The following is a 14303-nucleotide window of genomic DNA, read 5'->3' as shown; positions in this document are numbered from 1 at the left end:
TCCTGTCGTCTCATGCGGACGGCCCGGCCGACAGGGCGCACGGAGGCGTTCGCGGTCGCGCCCCTGCCCCGACATCACACCATCGGGTTGCTTTTTCGGTATTTCGTCATGTCAAGTGGCGTGGAGTAGCCGGTTGGTTGACGGTGAGTACATGAATGATCCGTACGCGTACGCAGCAGTTGTGTTTCCTCCGCACGCCCCGGCGCAGACGGCGCACGCGCCGTCCCGCACGCGCTCCCCGCAGTTCGCCGCGCCCCCGACGCCCGCCCCGGCGCCGCCGCGCGGCCCGGGGGGTGGTCAGAGGTAGTAGCGGGTCACGGTCTCGGCGGCGCAGACGGGGCGTTCGCCGCCCTCGCGCTCCACCAGCACGGCGAGGACGAGCTGCACGCCGCCCGGCACGTCGGCGGCGTCCGCGATCCGCCCGGTCGCCCGTACCCGGGAACCGGTGGGCAGCGGCGCGGGGAAACGCACCTTGTTCACCCCGTAGTTGACCGCCATGCGCGTCCCCGCGACCCGCAGCAGGCCGGGGACCAGGGCGGGCAGCAGGGCGAGGGTCAGGTAGCCGTGCGCGATCGTCGTGCCGAACGGCCCGGCCGCCGCGCGCGCCGGATCGACGTGCAGCCACTGGTGGTCGCCGGTGGCCGCCGCGAACAGGTCGACGCGCTCCTGGTCCACGCCGAGCCAGTCACCGGTGCCGAGCGGTTCGCCGACGGCGGCGCGCAGCTCGGCCGGTGACGCGAAGACACGAGGCTCGGCCATCCCGCCACCGTACCGCCGGACCCTGTGCGCCGGCCCCGGCGGGCGGGCAGGACTCAGCCGTCCGCCACCAGCACGACGGCGCACACCGCCGTCCCGGTGACCGCGCAGGCGGCGCCCACGACGGCCGCCACCGGCGCCGGGGGCGGCCCCGTCCCCGACAGGGCGAGCAGCCTGCGGTGGGCCAGGGCGAGGAAGGCGACCCACAGCGCCGCCGCCACGGCCACGGCGACCCAGCCCCGGCCCGTCCGCACGCCCTCGCGGGCGGCCAGCACCAGGACCACCGCGAACGCCAGGGTCGTACGCCGCCACGCGAGCCGCGTGCGCTCGCGCTGCGCCCCGGGCGGCGCGCCGCCCGTCATCCGCTCACCAGCACGGCGACGACGACCGCCAGCGCCGCCAGGGCCGTCGTCACCGCGAGGAGCGCGGGGAACCGCCCGGCGGGGAGGTCCTCGCCGCGGCGCATGGCGCGTTCCGTGCGGACCCAGTGGTTGACGGCGCGGATCGCGCACAGCCCGCCGCCCGCGAGCAGCACGACGGCGACGACGGTGCGGAACGGCCCCGGCAGCCCGGTGAGGAACTGGTCCACGGCGATGCCGCCCGCCAGCAGGGCGAGCCCGGTGCGCAGCCACGCCAGGAAGGTCCGCTCGTTGGCCAAGCTGAACCGATAATCAGGCTGGCTGCCCTCGGCCCGCACGCGCTGCGGCGAGAACCACAGCCGCACCGCGTCCCTGGCCCGTCTGATCATGTGACGACCCTAATCAGGCGCCGTCCACCCCTCCACCGCAGGGACACCCCCGCCCACGCGCCGCCCCCGGGACCTCAAGCCTCCGGGAAACCTGGGACAACGGACGGGGAACTCCTGGCGCGATGATCACAGAAGCGGCACATGGCCGTCACCGCACCCTGCGATGGCTCATTCTTCTGATCATGACAACGACGCGTGCCCGCAGGGGCACCCTGACCGCCGCCGTCGCCACCCTCCTTGCCCTGTCCGCCACCGCGTGCGGATCGGACGGCGACGACGGTGGCGGCGGCGAGAGCACCACCGCCGCCGCCGGTACCGAGGAGGAACTGCGCCAGGCCGTGGACGACAGCTTCGCCGCGATGCTCGACGCCGACGCCGAGGCCGTGCACACCGGGTGGAGCGCCGCCTGCCGGGAGGCCATGACCGCCGCCGAACTCGGAGAGGTGTTCGACCTGGCCGCCGCCGCGCCCGAGGGCGCGGCCCTCGACCGGGTGGAGATCGCGGAGTTCGACGGGACGAGCGCCCGGGTGCTCGCCACCATCAGCGACCCCACGGCCGAGGGCGGGACGACGGAGCAGGAGATCCCGTGGGTGTGGGAGGACGGCGCCTGGCGGGACGACAGCTGCGGCACCGAGGACGCCGGTGACACCGGTCACACCGAGCCGCCGAACGGGGTCGCGGTGGGCGAGGCCTTCACCTGGGACGACGGGGTGTCCGTGACCGTGTCGGCGCTCACCGAGGTGCCGCTCGACACCCTGGGCGAGTCCTCCGGCATCACGGAGGGCAGCACCCCGTTCCAGGTGGAGATGACCATCGTGAACGGCTCGGACCGGCCCGTCGACACGGCCGTCTTCGAGCCGTACGTCGCGGACGCCGTCGGCACCGAGGCCGAGGCGCTGTTCTTCGAGGGCAGCGAGCCCCTCGACGGCGAGTTCGCGCCCGGCGAGACAGCGGAGTACACGCCCACCTTCGCCATCCCGGCGGGGGAGGACGGCACCGAGCTGGTGGTCGAGGTCTGGTACACGACCACGGACACCCGCAGCGCCTCCTGGACCGGCACCCTCGCCTAGCTCCCGTACCCGCCGCCGGTCGGCGCGGCCCGCCGTCGCGGGCCTGGCAGACTGCCGCCATGACCGGCCGCCCGCCCGACGACGTGCGCGGCCGGTTCTCCCCGCCCCCTCACCCCGGGCGCGGAGAACCGGCCCGACGGCCACCCGCCGACCACCAGGCCCGCACCACGCGCCGTCACAGGAAAGCCCGCCGCTGAACACCGCACTCGCCGAGACGCTCTCGACCGCCCTCCTCACCGCCGTCCTCCTCAGCGCGGTCTTCCGCCCCCGCGGCTGGACCGAGGCGGCCGTCGCCGTGCCCGCCGCGCTGCTCGTCGTCGTCACCGGGGCGGTCAGCACCGACCACGCGGGGGAGGAGCTGGAACGGCTCGCGCCCGTCGCCGGGTTCCTCGCCGCCGTCCTGATCCTGGCCAGGCTGTGCGACACCGAGGGGCTCTTCCGCGCCTGCGGCGCCTGGATGGCCAGGACGGCCGCGGGCAGCCCCCGGCGGCTGCTCGGCCACGTCTTCGTCACCGCCTCGCTGATCACCGCCGTGCTCAGCCTCGACGCGACCGTCGTCCTGCTCACCCCGGTCGTCCTCGCCACCGCCGCCCGCCTCGGCGCGCGCCCCGAGCCGCACGTCTACGCGACCGCGCACCTGTCCAACACCGCCTCGCTCCTCCTCCCCGTCTCCAACCTGACGAACCTGCTGGCGTTCACCGCCAGCGGCCTCGGCTTCGCCCGCTTCGCCGCGCTGATGGCGCTGCCCTGGCTGGTCGCGATCGCCGTGGAGTACGCGGTGACGCGCCGCTTCTTCGCCGCCGAGCTGGCCGGGGGCACCGGCCCGGGGGAGAGGGAGGAGCCCCTGGGCATGCCGTGGTTCGCGCTGGTCACGGTCCTGTGCACGCTGGCCGGCTTCGCCGTCGTCTCCGCCTTCGGCCTCGAACCGGTGTGGGCCGCCGCCGCGGGCGCGGCCGTGCTCGCCGTCCGCGCCCTGGCCAGGCGCCGCACGACGCCGGGGGAGCTGGTCCGCGCGGCGGGCCTGCCGTTCCTCGCCTTCGTCCTCGGGCTCGGCGTCGTCGTCCGCGCCGTCATGGACAACGGGCTCGCCGACGCGCTCGGCCGCCTCGTCCCCTCCGGCACCTCCCTGCCCGCGCTGCTGGGCCTCGCCGCGCTCGCCGCCCTGCTGGCCAACCTGGTCAACAACCTGCCCGCCGTCCTCGTCCTCCTCCCGCTCGCCGCCCCCATCGGCCCCGGCGCCGTCCTCGCCGTCCTGATCGGCGTGAACATCGGCCCCAACCTCACGTACGCCGGCTCGCTCGCCACCCTGCTGTGGCGCCGCACCCTCCACGCGCACGGCACGGACGCGCGGCTCGCCACGTTCACCCGCCTCGGGCTGCTCACCGTCCCGGCCTCGCTCGTGCTCGCCGTCGTCGCCCTGTGGGCCGCGCTGCGCACCATCGGGATCTGACGCGACGCCCGCCGCGCGGCCCGCCATGATGGGACCCGGCGTACCCCGGCACGGCGAACGGCGAGGCACATGACGACCCCACCGACCCCACCGACCATCGACCTGAACGCGGACCTCGGCGAGGGCTTCGGCCGCTGGCGGCTGACCGACGACGACGCGCTGCTCACGCTCGTCACCAGCGCCAACGTCGCCTGCGGCTTCCACGCGGGCGACCCGGCGACCATGCGCCGCGTCTGCGACCTCGCCGCCGCCCGGGGCGTCGCCATCGGCGCGCAGGTCAGCTACCGCGACCTCGCGGGCTTCGGCCGCCGCACCATGGACGTCCCGCACGCCGAACTGGCCGCCGAGGTCGCCTACCAGATCGGCGCGCTGGACCTCTTCGCCCGCGCGGCGGGCTCCGCCGTCTCGTACGTGAAGCCCCACGGCGCGCTCTACAACCGCGTCGTCCACGACCCGGCCCAGGCCGCCGCCGTCATCGAGGGCATCACCCTGACCGGCCGCCCCCTGCCCGTGCTCTGCCTGCCCGGCTCGCGCCTGCACGAGGCCGCGCGCGCCGCGGGACTCCCCACCGTGGACGAGGCGTTCGCCGACCGCGCCTACACCGCACGCGGCACCCTCCTGCCGCGCAGCGAGCCGGGCGCCGTCGTCACCGACCCGGAGGCGGTCGTCCAGCGGTCCGTCGGCATCGCCCGCGACCACGAGGTCACCTCCCACGACGGGGAACGCGTCGCCGTCCGCGCCCGGTCCCTGTGCCTGCACGGCGACACCGACAGCGCGCAGGACCTCGCCCGCCGCGTACGCGACGCCCTCACCGCCGCCGGGATCACCCTGGAGCGCTTCGCATGAACGTCCTGCCCTACGGCGACCGCGCCCTCCTCGTCGAACTCCCCACGGGAGAACGCACCCGCGCCCTCCACGCCGAACTGCTCCGCCGCCGCGCCGCCGGGACCCTGCCGCCCGTCGCCGAGATCGTCCCCGCGGCGCGCACCGTCCTGCTCGACGGCCTCACCGACCCCGCCGCACTGGCCCGCGCGCTCCCCACCTGGGACATCCCGCCCGCCACCCCCGGCGAGAGCGGCACCGTCGAGATCCCCGTCCGCTACACGGGGCCCGACCTCGCCGACGTGGCCGCGCTGTGGGACGTCACCCCGGCGGAGGCCGCCCGTCTCCACGCCGCCACCGAATTCACCGTCGCCTTCTGCGGCTTCGCGCCCGGTTTCGGCTACCTCACGGGCCTGCCCGACGACCGCGCCGTACCGCGCCGCGCCACACCCCGCACCTCCGTGCCCGCCGGGTCCGTCGCCCTGGCCGGGCCCTACACCGGCGTCTACCCCACCGCCTCGCCCGGCGGCTGGCAGCTCATCGGCACGACCGACGCGGTCCTGTGGGACCCCGCCCGCGAGCCCGCCGCGCTGCTGACGCCCGGCACCCGCGTACGCTTCACCGCCGCCCCCGGAGCGCCGGCATGACCGGCCGCACGAACGACCGCGCCTGCACCGTCGTGCGCCCCGGAGCCCTCACCACCGTCCAGGACCTCGGCCGCCCCGGGCAGGCCCACCTCGGCGTCCCCCGCTCCGGCGCGCTCGACCCGCCCGCCCACCTCCTCGCCAACCGCCTCGTCGGCAACCCGCCCGACGCCGCCACCCTGGAGACCACCCTCACCGGCTGCGCCCTGCGCGCCCACGCCCCGCTCACGGCCGCCCTCACCGGCGCGCCCTGCCCCGTCACCGTCGACGGCCGCCCCGCCCCCTGGGGCCTGGCCTTCACCGTGCCCGCCGGGGCCGTCCTGGACATCGGCCCCGCCACCAGCGGCGTACGCACCTACGCGGCGCTCTCCGGCGGCATCGCCTGCCCGCCCGTCCTCGGCAGCCGCTCGACCGACCTGCTGTCCGGCCTCGGCCCCGCGCCCCTGCGCACCGGCGACGTCCTCCCGCTCGGCGCCCCGCCCCCGCGCCCGGCACCCACCGACGCCGTGCCCCAGCCCGCACCGCCCGCCACCCTCGTCCTGCCGCTGCTGCTCGGCCCCCGCGACGACTGGCTCACCCCCGACGCCGCCGCCACCCTGGCCACCGCCCCCTACCGCGTGTCCGCCGACAGCAACCGCGTCGGACTGCGCACGGAAGGCCCCGCCCTCACCCGCGCCCGCCACGGCGAACTCCCCAGCGAACCCATGGTCCTCGGCGCCGTCCAGGTCCCGCCCGACGGACGCCCCGTCGTCTTCCTCGCCGACCACCCCACCACCGGCGGCTACCCCGTCGCGGGTGTCGTCCCCGAACGCGCCCTCGCCGCCGCCGCGCAGGCCGCCCCCGGCACCCCCCTGCGCTTCCTGCCCCGCCCCCGCAACGGTTGACGCCACACCCGCCCCACCCGCAGGATCGGTCCGGCACCACCACCGGCAGCGCGGCAGGGGAGGCGGGACGGCATGGCGTACGACGCCGACGTGATCGTGATCGGAGCCGGTCTGGCCGGTCTCGTCGCCACCGCGGAACTCGCCGACGCGGGCCGCCGCGTCCTCCTCCTCGACCAGGAGCCCGAGGCGTCCCTCGGCGGCCAGGCCCACTGGTCGTTCGGCGGCCTCTTCCTCGTCGGCTCCCCCGAGCAGCGGCGCCTCGGCGTCCGCGACAGCCACGCGCTGGCCTGGCAGGACTGGCTCGGCACCGCCGGGTTCGACCGGCCGGAGGACCACTGGCCGCGCCGCTGGGCGGAGAGCTATGTCGACTTCGCGGCCGGGGAGAAGCGCTCCTGGCTGCGCGGCCACGGCATACGGTTCTTCCCCGTCGTCGGCTGGGCCGAGCGCGGCGGCGACGCGACCGGCCCCGGCAACTCCGTGCCCCGCTTCCACATCACCTGGGGCACGGGCCCCGGCGTCCTCGCCCCGTTCGAACGCCGCGTGCGCCGCGCCGCCGAGCGCGGCCTCGTCCAGCTCCGCTTCCGCCACCGCGTCACCGGCCTCGCCGCCACCGCCGGGACCGTGGACACCGTCACAGGCGACGTCCTCGCCCCCAGCGCCGCCCGCCGCGGCACCGCGAGCAACCGGTACGTCGCGGGCGCGTTCAGCCTGCGCGCCCAGGCCGTCGTCATCACCTCGGGCGGCATCGGCGGCGACCAGGACCTCGTCCGCGCCCACTGGCCGCAGCGCCTCGGCACCCCGCCCGCGCGCCTGCTGTCCGGCGTGCCCGCCCACGTGGACGGCCGCATGATCGGCATCGCCGAGGAGGCGGGCGCCCACGCCGTCAACCGCGACCGCATGTGGCACTACACCGAGGGCATCACCAACTGGGACCCCGTCTGGTCCCGGCACGGCATCCGCATCCTCCCCGGCCCCTCGTCGCTGTGGCTCGACGCCACCGGCGAACGGCTCCCCGCCCCCTACTTCCCCGGCTTCGACACCCTCGGGACGCTCGCCCACATCACCCGCACCGGGTACGACCACACGTGGTTCGTCCTGACCCGCCGCATCATCGAGAAGGAGTTCGCGCTCTCCGGCTCCGAGCAGAACCCCGACCTGACCGGCAAGAGCGTCCGCGACGTCATCGGCCGCGCCCGCGCCGGGGCGCCCGCGCCCGTCCAGGCGTTCATGGACCACGGCCCCGACTTCGTGGTCGAACGCGACCTGTCCGCCCTCGTGCGCGGCATGAACGCCCTCACCGGCGAGCCCCTGATCGACGAGGCCGCGCTGCGCCGCCGCGTCGAGGACCACGACCGGGAGATCCGCAATCCGTTCTCCAAGGACCTCCAGCTCGCCGCCGTCCGCGCCGCCCGCCGCTACCTGGGCGACCGCCTCGTCCGCGTCGCCCCGCCGCACCGCATGCTCGACCCGGACGCGGGGCCGCTCATCGCCGTCCGCCTCGGCATCCTCACCCGCAAGACGCTCGGCGGCCTGGAGACCGACCTGTCCGGCCGCGTCCTCACCCCGGACGGCGAACCGCTGCCCGGCGTGTACGCGGCGGGCGAGGCCGCCGGGTTCGGTGGCGGCGGGATGCACGGCTACCGCTCGCTGGAGGGCACGTTCCTCGGCGGCTGCCTCTTCTCCGGCCGGACCGCGGGCCGCGCCGCCGCCCGCGCCGTCGGCTGACCCGGGGCACGCGCGCCCGGGGCCGTGCGAGACAGTGGGACGGTCCCCGCCGGCCCCGCACCCCCAGGAGGAACCCCGTGCCGACCGTGCCGATTGTGCCCGCTGTACCGACGGGGTACGACGTCATCGTGCTGGGCGTCGGCGGCATGGGCAGCGCCGCCGCCGACCACCTCGCGGCGCGGGGCGCCCGCGTCCTCGGCCTGGAGAAGTTCGGCCCGGCCCACGCCCAGGGGTCGAGCCACGGCGCCTCGCGCATCACGCGGCAGTCGTACTTCGAGGGCGCCGCGTACGTGCCCCTGCTGCTGCGCGCCTACGAGCTGTACGAGCGCCTCGGGCGCGCCACCGGCCGCGACGTCGCCACCCTCTGCGGCGGCCTGATGATCGGCCGCCCCGACAGCCGCACCGTCGCGGGCAGCCGCCACTCCGCCGAGACCTGGGACCTGCCGCACGAGATCCTCGACGCCCCGGAGATACGCCGCCGCTTCCCCACCTTCGCGCCGCACGACGACGACATCGCCCTCTTCGAGCCGCGCGCCGGGCTGCTGCGCCCCGAGGAGACGGTCGCCGCCCAGATCGAGCTGGCCACCAGGGCGGGGGCCGACCTGCGGTTCCACGAGCCCGCCACCTCGTGGGAGGCGCTGCCGGGCGGCCGCGGCGTGCGCGTGACCACCGCGCGCGGCACGTACACGGCCGGGCACCTCGTGCTGTGCCCCGGCGCCTGGGCGCCGCGCGAACTCCCCGGCCTGGGCGTGCCGTTCACCGTCGAACGGCAGGTCATGCACTGGTTCTCGCCCACCGGCGGCACGGCCCCCTACGCGCCGGAGCGCCACCCGGTCTACATCTGGGAGGACCCGGAGGGCGCCCAGATCTACGGCTTCCCCGCCGTCGAGGGGCCCGAGGGCGGCGCCAAGGTCGCGTTCTTCCGCAAGGGCGAGGAGTGCACCCCCGAGACCATCGACCGCACGGTGCGCCCCGCGGAGATCGCGGACATCGCGGCCTACGCGGCCGACCGCCTGCCGACCCTCCCGGGACGCCACCTGCGCGCCGCGACGTGCATGTACACCACGACGCCCGACGAGCACTTCGTCATCGCGCCGCACCCCGCGCACCCGGCCGTCACGGTTGCGTGCGGCTTCTCGGGGCACGGCTTCAAGTTCGTGCCGGTCGTGGGCGAGATCCTCGCCGACCTGGCGCTGACCGGCAGCACCGCCCATCCGATCGGCCTGTTCGGGCCCGACCGGTTCGGCGGCGCCGCCTGAGTCCGCCGTTCCCCCGGCCCCGGAGCGGGCCGGGGGGACGGCGGAACGGCCTCAGCCGCCCGCGGGCCGCGACGGCTGCGCCGGCCGCGGTTCGGCGGTCGCGGTCTGCTCGCCGCCCGGGCCGGGCCCGATGCGGATCTCGAAGTCGCCGTCGTACTTCTCGTTGCCCGCGATGACGGCCATCTCGACGGCCGCCTCACCGCGCTCGCCGCGCACGATCAGCGGGTCGTGCCGCAGGTCGCGCATCAGCGCGGCACACAGCCCGACCATCACCAGCGCGAACGGTACGGCCGCCAGGATCGTCAGATTCTGCAATCCGTCGAGCGCCGAGGAGCCGCCACCGCCGACCAGCAGCATCACCGCCGCCACGGCACCGGTCAGGACGCCCCAGAACACGACGACCATCCGGCCGGGCTCCAGCGTGCCGCGCTGCGACAGGGTGCCCATCACGATCGACGCCGCGTCCGCGCCCGAGACGAAGAAGATGCCGACGAGGATCATCACGAGGACCGACGTCAGCCCCGCCACGGGGTACTCGCGCAGCACCGCGAAGAGCTGCCCCTCGGTGGTGGACTGGCTGGTGAGGTCCGCGCCGTTCTCCTCCAGGCGCATCGCCGTCCCGCCGAAGATCACGAACCAGACCAGGCTGACCGTGCTCGGCACCAGGATCACACCGCCGACGAACTGCCGGATCGTCCTGCCCCGGCTGATGCGCGCGATGAACAGGCCCACGAACGGCGTCCACGAGATCCACCACGCCCAGTAGAAGACCGTCCAGCCCGACAGCCACCCGGCGACGTCCTCGCCACCACTGGCCTCGCTGCGCGCGGCCATCCCCGGCAGGCTGTCGATGAAGGAGCCGAGCGACGTCGGCAGCAGGTCGAGCATGAGCACGGTCGGGCCGACGACGAACACGAACACGGCCAGCAGCCCCGCCAGCACCATGTTGATGTTGGACAGCCACTGGATGCCCTTCGCGACGCCCGAGATGGCCGACGCGATGAACGCCGTCGTCAGCGCGGCGATCAGCACGACGAGCAGCCCGGTGCCGACGTTGTCCAGCCAGCCGACCTCCTCGATGCCGCTGCCGATCTGGAGGGCGCCGAGGCCGAGCGAGGCGGCCGAGCCGAAGAGGGTCGCGAAGATCGCCAGGATGTCGATGACCTTGCCGACCGCGCCGTTCGCGTGCCGCTCGCCGATCAGCGGCGTGAAGACCGCGCTGATCGTCTGCCGCCGCTTGCGCCGGTAGGTGCTGTACGCGATGGCCATGCCGACGACCGCGTAGATCGCCCAGGGGTGCAGGGTCCAGTGGAACAGCGTGGTCGCCAGGGCGGTGGACATCCGCTCGCCCGGATCGTCGGGCGAGGTGCCGGGCGGCGGGGAGACGAAGTGGCTCAGCGGCTCGTTCACGCCGTAGAACATCAGGCCGATGCCCATGCCGGCGCTGAACATCATCGCGACCCAGGAGACCGTCCTGAACTCGGGCTTCTCGCCCTCGGTGCCGAGCGTGATCCGGCCGTAGCGGCTGATCGCCAGCCAGAGCGCGAAGACCACGAACGACGACGCGGCGAGCACGAAGGCCCAGCCCGCGTTGTGGATCACACTGTTCAGCGCGGAGGAGGACGCGTCGGCCAGGGAGTCCGTGCCGACCGCGCCCCACAGGACGAACGCCAGCGTGATCGCCGCCGTCACGCCGAAGACCACGGGGTCGGTCCGCGAGTTCGTGAACGACGGGCGCCACGATGTGGTCGCCGGTCCCCGGATCTGCTTGTCGCCTGGCACGCCGGTGCCTTTCTCTCAGCCTGCGCAGCGGATAGCTGTACAGGGAAACGAACGAATGTGCCGCGGCTACCCCGGATCACTCAGATCATTCGACTTTTCTTCCGCCTCTTCCGGCTCTCCTTCACCTGGTGCCATCGCACAGCGTAGTCATCACCTCACCCAACGGCGCCGCGGCCCGCGTCGTTCCCGTCCCGCGCCACGGGATCGGGCGCCCGGTTCGGCCGATCGGAGGGGCCGCCCGCGTGGACACCCGGCGGCATCCGGAGTTATGTTTGAGAGCAAATGCTTTGTTGTCAAAGAGAACGGAACCGCCCGTGCCGCACCTGACCGTCCACGTCCCCGAGAACAGGCTCGCGGGCAACGAGTCCGCCCTCGTCGCCGCCCTGACCGACGCCGTCGCCGACGTCTACGGCGCCTGGGCCCGCGACCTCGTCGGCATCGTCCTGACCGGGGTCCCCACCGGCCGCTTCGCCCAGGGCGGCAAGGCGGTGGACACCCACGTCTCGGTGGTCCTCGGCATCCGCGCCGCCGCCTTCGACCGCCCCGAGGCGGCCGAGATCTCCGTCCGCCTCGCCGCCGCGCTCACCGACGCGGTCACCGGCGCCCTCGGCGAGGAGCTGCGCCCCGGCACCATGGTCGAACTCGTCGCGTCCCCGCAGGAGCGCACCTTCGTCGGCGGCGCCCCCGCCGAGTGACCCGCGCCCGCCGGCCGGCCCGGCCGGGTCAGGCGCCCGCGACCCGTTCGGGCACGCCCTCGGGCAGCCCCGCGCCGTCCAGGCAGCCGAGCCGGCCGGCGAGCGCGCGGGAGAAGGACGCGGCGAGGGTGATCTGCGCGTCACGCGTGGCGGGCGAGTCCCCGCCGGTCCAGAGGTTCGCCTCGACGTATCCGGCGTCCCCGGGGCCCGCGCCCGCGCACGGGAAGACGACGATCGCCGACGCGTCGGTGGCGTACGCGTAGTCCCCGGCCGCGTAGCGGACCTCCCGCGGCCCCGGCGTCCCGGGCACGTCCACCGCCTCGCGCAGGCCGAAGGCGATGCGCGCGGACGGCTCCCCGGCGCCCGCGGCCCGGACGATGCAGAAGTCCTCGTAGTACGCCTCGGACGCCGGCAGCCGGTCCGCGTACGCGGCGAGGTCGGCCGGCGCCACGTCCCCCGTCTCGTGGAGCTGTGCCTCCTCGAACTCCGACGCGCCCGTCAGCTCCTCAAGCGCCGCGCCCGCCTCCGGCGAGAGCGCGCCGTCGCACACCTCGGCCGCGCCCACGGGGTCACCGGCCGCCCCGGCCGGGGCCTCCTCCTGGGTCTGCCCCGCCCTGGCCCCCTCCCGCGTGGCCTCCGGCGCGCCGTCCCCGCCGCCGTCCGCCGAGCAGCCCGCGGCGGCCACCGCGAGCAGCGCGGCCAGCAGGGGGAGGGCGGTCCGCACGGGTCGGGCGATGACGCTCGGCATGACGCCTCCTCGGTCGCGCACACGGGCGGGCCTGACCGAGCAGCCTAGCGAGCGCCGCGCGGCACCGGAAGGAGCCGACGCGCCGTCAACGGGCGGGCAGGGCACGCCCGTCGGCCGCCGCCGCGTCCTCAAGGCGCGCCACCAGCCGCCGCAGCAGCACGGTCAGCAGCTCGTCGTCCCCGCCGCCGGGCAGCCCCGCCCAGCTCTCCGCGACCCGCCGCTCCAGCGTCCGCCACAACTCCACGCCGCGCGGCGTCAGATACGCCAGGATGCGGCGCCGGTCCACCGGGTCCACCCGCCGGTGCACCAGCCCGTCGTCCACCAGCTGGTCCATCAGCCGGGTCAGCGTCGGCGGCGGCAGCAGCACGCGCCCGGCGACCGCCGTCATGCCGTGCCCCTCGCCGTCCGCGAGCAGGTCGAGGACGCGCCACGCGTCGGCCGAGCAGCCCGCGCCCTCCAGGACGGCGCGCAGCCTGCGGTCCGACAGCCGCCCGGCCCTGGTGAGCAGAGCGGCCAGATCCTCGGGTCGTTCCTCGCTCGGCACGGCCATCTCACTCCTCGGGCGACAGGCCAACCATCGTACAAACCAAGGATGATGGGCCGATGGCCGACGGAGAGTGGCTCGCCGCCGACGCCGACACCTTCGGCGTCGCGCTGGTCGTGCCGCGCCAGGGCCCCGCCGGGATCTTCGGCCCCGCCTGCGAGCTGTGCGCCCGGCTCGCCGCCGACGAGGTGAACGCCGCGGGCGGTCTCCTCGGCCGCGAACTGCGCCTGGTCACCGTGGACGGCGGCGCCCCGCCGCGGCAGGTGGCCGCCGAGGTCGCCGCCCTCGTGGACGCCGGGATCGTGCGCGCCGTCACCGGCTGGCACATCTCCTCGGTGCGCCGCGCGCTCGCCCCGCGCCTCGCCGGCCGCGTGCCGTACGTGTATACGGCGCTGTACGAGGGCGGCGAGACGACCCCGGGCGTCTACCTCACCAGCGAGACCCCCGAAGGACAACTCCGGCCCGCCATGCGGCTGCTGGCCGCCGAGCACCGCGTACGCCGCTGGTACGTCGTCGGCAACGACTACGTGTGGCCGCGCCGTACCGCGCGCGCCGCCCACGCGTACGCCCGCGAGAGCGGAGGCCGGATCTGCGGCACCACCTATCTCCCGCTCGGCACCGACGACTTCGCCGCCGCCCTGCGCCGCGTCGAGCGCCACGACGCCGACGCCGTGCTGATGCTGCTCGTCGGCAGCGACGCCGTCCGCTTCAACCGCGCCTGGGCCGCCGCCGGGCTGGACCGCCGCGCCCTGCGGCTGAGCACGCTCATGGACGAGAACATGCTGCTCGCCAGCGGCCCCGACGCCACCCGCGGCCTGACCGCCACGGCCGGGTTCTTCGGCTCGCTCGCCACCGCCGACACGCTCGACTTCCACGGCCGCTACGCCGCCCGCTTCGGCCACGGCGCGCCCGCGCCCAGCACACTGGGGGAGTCCTGCTACGAGGGCGTGCTGCTGCTGGCGGCCCTCGTCGCCGCGGCCGGTTCCTGGCACGTCCCGGCGATCGAACGGGCGGCCCAGCGCGTGAGTTACGAGGGGGCCCGCGGCCTGCTGCGGCTGAGCGGCCGCCATGTCAGGCAGCGGATCTACCTCGCCGAGGCGGACGGCCTCGACTTCCGGGTGACGGCCGACCTCGACGCCTGGAGCACGCGCCCCGGCTGACGGTCCGTTCCTTCCG

At 75.6% G+C, this 14303-nt stretch carries 15 protein-coding genes; 9 read left to right on the top strand and 6 right to left on the bottom strand.

The features are described 5' to 3' along the window. Positions 1-297 precede the first annotated feature (297 nt). From ACIBPC_RS14400 to ACIBPC_RS14390, 3 genes are read right to left on the bottom strand one after another with little or no spacing between them, the layout of a single operon-like run. Complete coding sequence (locus ACIBPC_RS14400; RefSeq protein WP_362962834.1) at positions 298-759, bottom strand: MaoC family dehydratase; 462 nt, start codon at positions 757-759, stop codon at positions 298-300. Positions 760-812: 53 nt separating this feature from the next. Further along, positions 813-1118, bottom strand: coding sequence for a DUF202 domain-containing protein (locus ACIBPC_RS14395; RefSeq protein WP_362962836.1), 306 nt, complete (start codon positions 1116-1118; stop codon positions 813-815). Then, entirely contained in the window at positions 1115-1504 is a 390-nt protein-coding gene (locus tag ACIBPC_RS14390; RefSeq protein WP_362962838.1) for a DUF202 domain-containing protein, read from the bottom strand. Before ACIBPC_RS14390 ends, ACIBPC_RS14395 begins: the two co-directional genes overlap by 4 nt. A gap of 182 nt (positions 1505-1686) precedes the next feature. On the opposite strand from ACIBPC_RS14390, the gene ACIBPC_RS14385 reads away from it, so the two are divergent. The 7 genes from ACIBPC_RS14385 (at position 1687) to solA (ending at position 9358) form a co-directional block, all read left to right on the top strand. Continuing rightward, positions 1687-2574, top strand: a complete 888-nt coding sequence (locus ACIBPC_RS14385; RefSeq protein ID WP_398844180.1) for a hypothetical protein — start codon at positions 1687-1689, stop codon at positions 2572-2574. 193 nt (positions 2575-2767) lie between these two features. Continuing rightward, complete coding sequence (locus ACIBPC_RS14380) at positions 2768-4024, top strand: SLC13 family permease (RefSeq protein WP_398844382.1); 1257 nt, start codon at positions 2768-2770, stop codon at positions 4022-4024. Positions 4025-4093: 69 nt separating this feature from the next. Further along, on the top strand, positions 4094-4870 hold the full coding sequence (locus tag ACIBPC_RS14375) for a LamB/YcsF family protein (RefSeq protein WP_398844178.1): 777 nt from the start codon (positions 4094-4096) through the stop codon (positions 4868-4870). Continuing rightward, entirely contained in the window at positions 4867-5493 is a 627-nt protein-coding gene (gene pxpB / locus ACIBPC_RS14370; protein ID WP_398844175.1) for a 5-oxoprolinase subunit PxpB, read from the top strand. The genes ACIBPC_RS14375 and pxpB overlap by 4 nt, the downstream gene beginning before the upstream one ends. Beyond that, positions 5490-6374, top strand: a complete 885-nt coding sequence (locus ACIBPC_RS14365; RefSeq protein WP_398844172.1) for a biotin-dependent carboxyltransferase family protein — start codon at positions 5490-5492, stop codon at positions 6372-6374. The genes pxpB and ACIBPC_RS14365 overlap by 4 nt, the downstream gene beginning before the upstream one ends. 72 nt (positions 6375-6446) lie before the next feature. Next, positions 6447-8099: an FAD-binding dehydrogenase gene (locus ACIBPC_RS14360; protein WP_398844169.1), complete on the top strand. Its 1653-nt coding sequence runs from the start codon at positions 6447-6449 to the stop codon at positions 8097-8099. Between the two features lie 146 nt (positions 8100-8245). Further along, a complete protein-coding gene (solA, locus tag ACIBPC_RS14355) occupies positions 8246-9358 on the top strand; it encodes an N-methyl-L-tryptophan oxidase (RefSeq protein WP_398844379.1) in 1113 nt (370 codons plus the stop codon). A gap of 51 nt (positions 9359-9409) precedes the next feature. Here solA and ACIBPC_RS14350 read toward each other — a convergent pair whose 3' ends face one another. After that, positions 9410-11122 (bottom strand): BCCT family transporter, encoded by a 1713-nt coding sequence (locus ACIBPC_RS14350; RefSeq protein ID WP_362963093.1) that lies wholly within the window; start codon positions 11120-11122, stop codon positions 9410-9412. Positions 11123-11454: 332 nt separating this feature from the next. On the opposite strand from ACIBPC_RS14350, the gene ACIBPC_RS14345 reads away from it, so the two are divergent. Then, complete coding sequence (locus ACIBPC_RS14345) at positions 11455-11835, top strand: 4-oxalocrotonate tautomerase family protein (RefSeq protein ID WP_398844166.1); 381 nt, start codon at positions 11455-11457, stop codon at positions 11833-11835. Between the two features lie 28 nt (positions 11836-11863). Here ACIBPC_RS14345 and ACIBPC_RS14340 read toward each other — a convergent pair whose 3' ends face one another. Together ACIBPC_RS14340 and ACIBPC_RS14335 are read right to left on the bottom strand one after the other, a co-directional pair. Beyond that, positions 11864-12583 carry a hypothetical protein gene (locus ACIBPC_RS14340; protein WP_362962849.1) on the bottom strand — a complete coding sequence of 240 codons (720 nt, stop codon included), beginning with the start codon at positions 12581-12583 and terminating at the stop codon, positions 11864-11866. 85 nt (positions 12584-12668) lie between these two features. Continuing rightward, positions 12669-13133, bottom strand: a complete 465-nt coding sequence (locus ACIBPC_RS14335; RefSeq protein ID WP_362962851.1) for a MarR family winged helix-turn-helix transcriptional regulator — start codon at positions 13131-13133, stop codon at positions 12669-12671. 53 nt (positions 13134-13186) lie between these two features. Here ACIBPC_RS14335 and ACIBPC_RS14330 point away from each other — a divergent pair, with 53 nt between their 5' ends. Continuing rightward, positions 13187-14287, top strand: coding sequence for a substrate-binding domain-containing protein (locus tag ACIBPC_RS14330; RefSeq protein WP_362962853.1), 1101 nt, complete (start codon positions 13187-13189; stop codon positions 14285-14287). Positions 14288-14303: the final 16 nt, after the last annotated feature.

The sequence above is a fragment of the Streptomyces sp. NPDC049879 genome, assembly GCF_044461265.1.
Taxonomy (GTDB): Bacteria; Actinomycetota; Actinomycetes; order Streptomycetales; family Streptomycetaceae; genus Streptomyces.
This window is presented reverse-complemented; position numbering and strand designations above follow the sequence as displayed.

Bases quoted from the DNA above. Each gene is read 5' to 3' on its own strand.
- ACIBPC_RS14330 (WP_362962853.1), top strand. From the start codon at position 13,187: ATGGCCGACGGAGAGTGGCTCGCCGCCGACGCCGACACCTTCGGCGTC.
- ACIBPC_RS14365 (WP_398844172.1), top strand. From the start codon at position 5,490: ATGACCGGCCGCACGAACGACCGCGCCTGCACCGTCGTGCGCCCCGGA.
- solA (WP_398844379.1), top strand. From the start codon at position 8,246: ATGGGCAGCGCCGCCGCCGACCACCTCGCGGCGCGGGGCGCCCGCGTC.
- ACIBPC_RS14390 (WP_362962838.1), bottom strand. From the start codon at position 1,504: ATGATCAGACGGGCCAGGGACGCGGTGCGGCTGTGGTTCTCGCCGCAG.
- ACIBPC_RS14335 (WP_362962851.1), bottom strand. From the start codon at position 13,133: ATGGCCGTGCCGAGCGAGGAACGACCCGAGGATCTGGCCGCTCTGCTC.
- ACIBPC_RS14340 (WP_362962849.1), bottom strand. From the start codon at position 12,583: ATGCCGAGCGTCATCGCCCGACCCGTGCGGACCGCCCTCCCCCTGCTG.
- ACIBPC_RS14395 (WP_362962836.1), bottom strand. From the start codon at position 1,118: ATGACGGGCGGCGCGCCGCCCGGGGCGCAGCGCGAGCGCACGCGGCTC.
- pxpB (WP_398844175.1), top strand. From the start codon at position 4,867: ATGAACGTCCTGCCCTACGGCGACCGCGCCCTCCTCGTCGAACTCCCC.
- ACIBPC_RS14385 (WP_398844180.1), top strand. From the start codon at position 1,687: ATGACAACGACGCGTGCCCGCAGGGGCACCCTGACCGCCGCCGTCGCC.
- ACIBPC_RS14360 (WP_398844169.1), top strand. From the start codon at position 6,447: ATGGCGTACGACGCCGACGTGATCGTGATCGGAGCCGGTCTGGCCGGT.
- ACIBPC_RS14400 (WP_362962834.1), bottom strand. From the start codon at position 759: ATGGCCGAGCCTCGTGTCTTCGCGTCACCGGCCGAGCTGCGCGCCGCC.
- ACIBPC_RS14375 (WP_398844178.1), top strand. From the start codon at position 4,094: ATGACGACCCCACCGACCCCACCGACCATCGACCTGAACGCGGACCTC.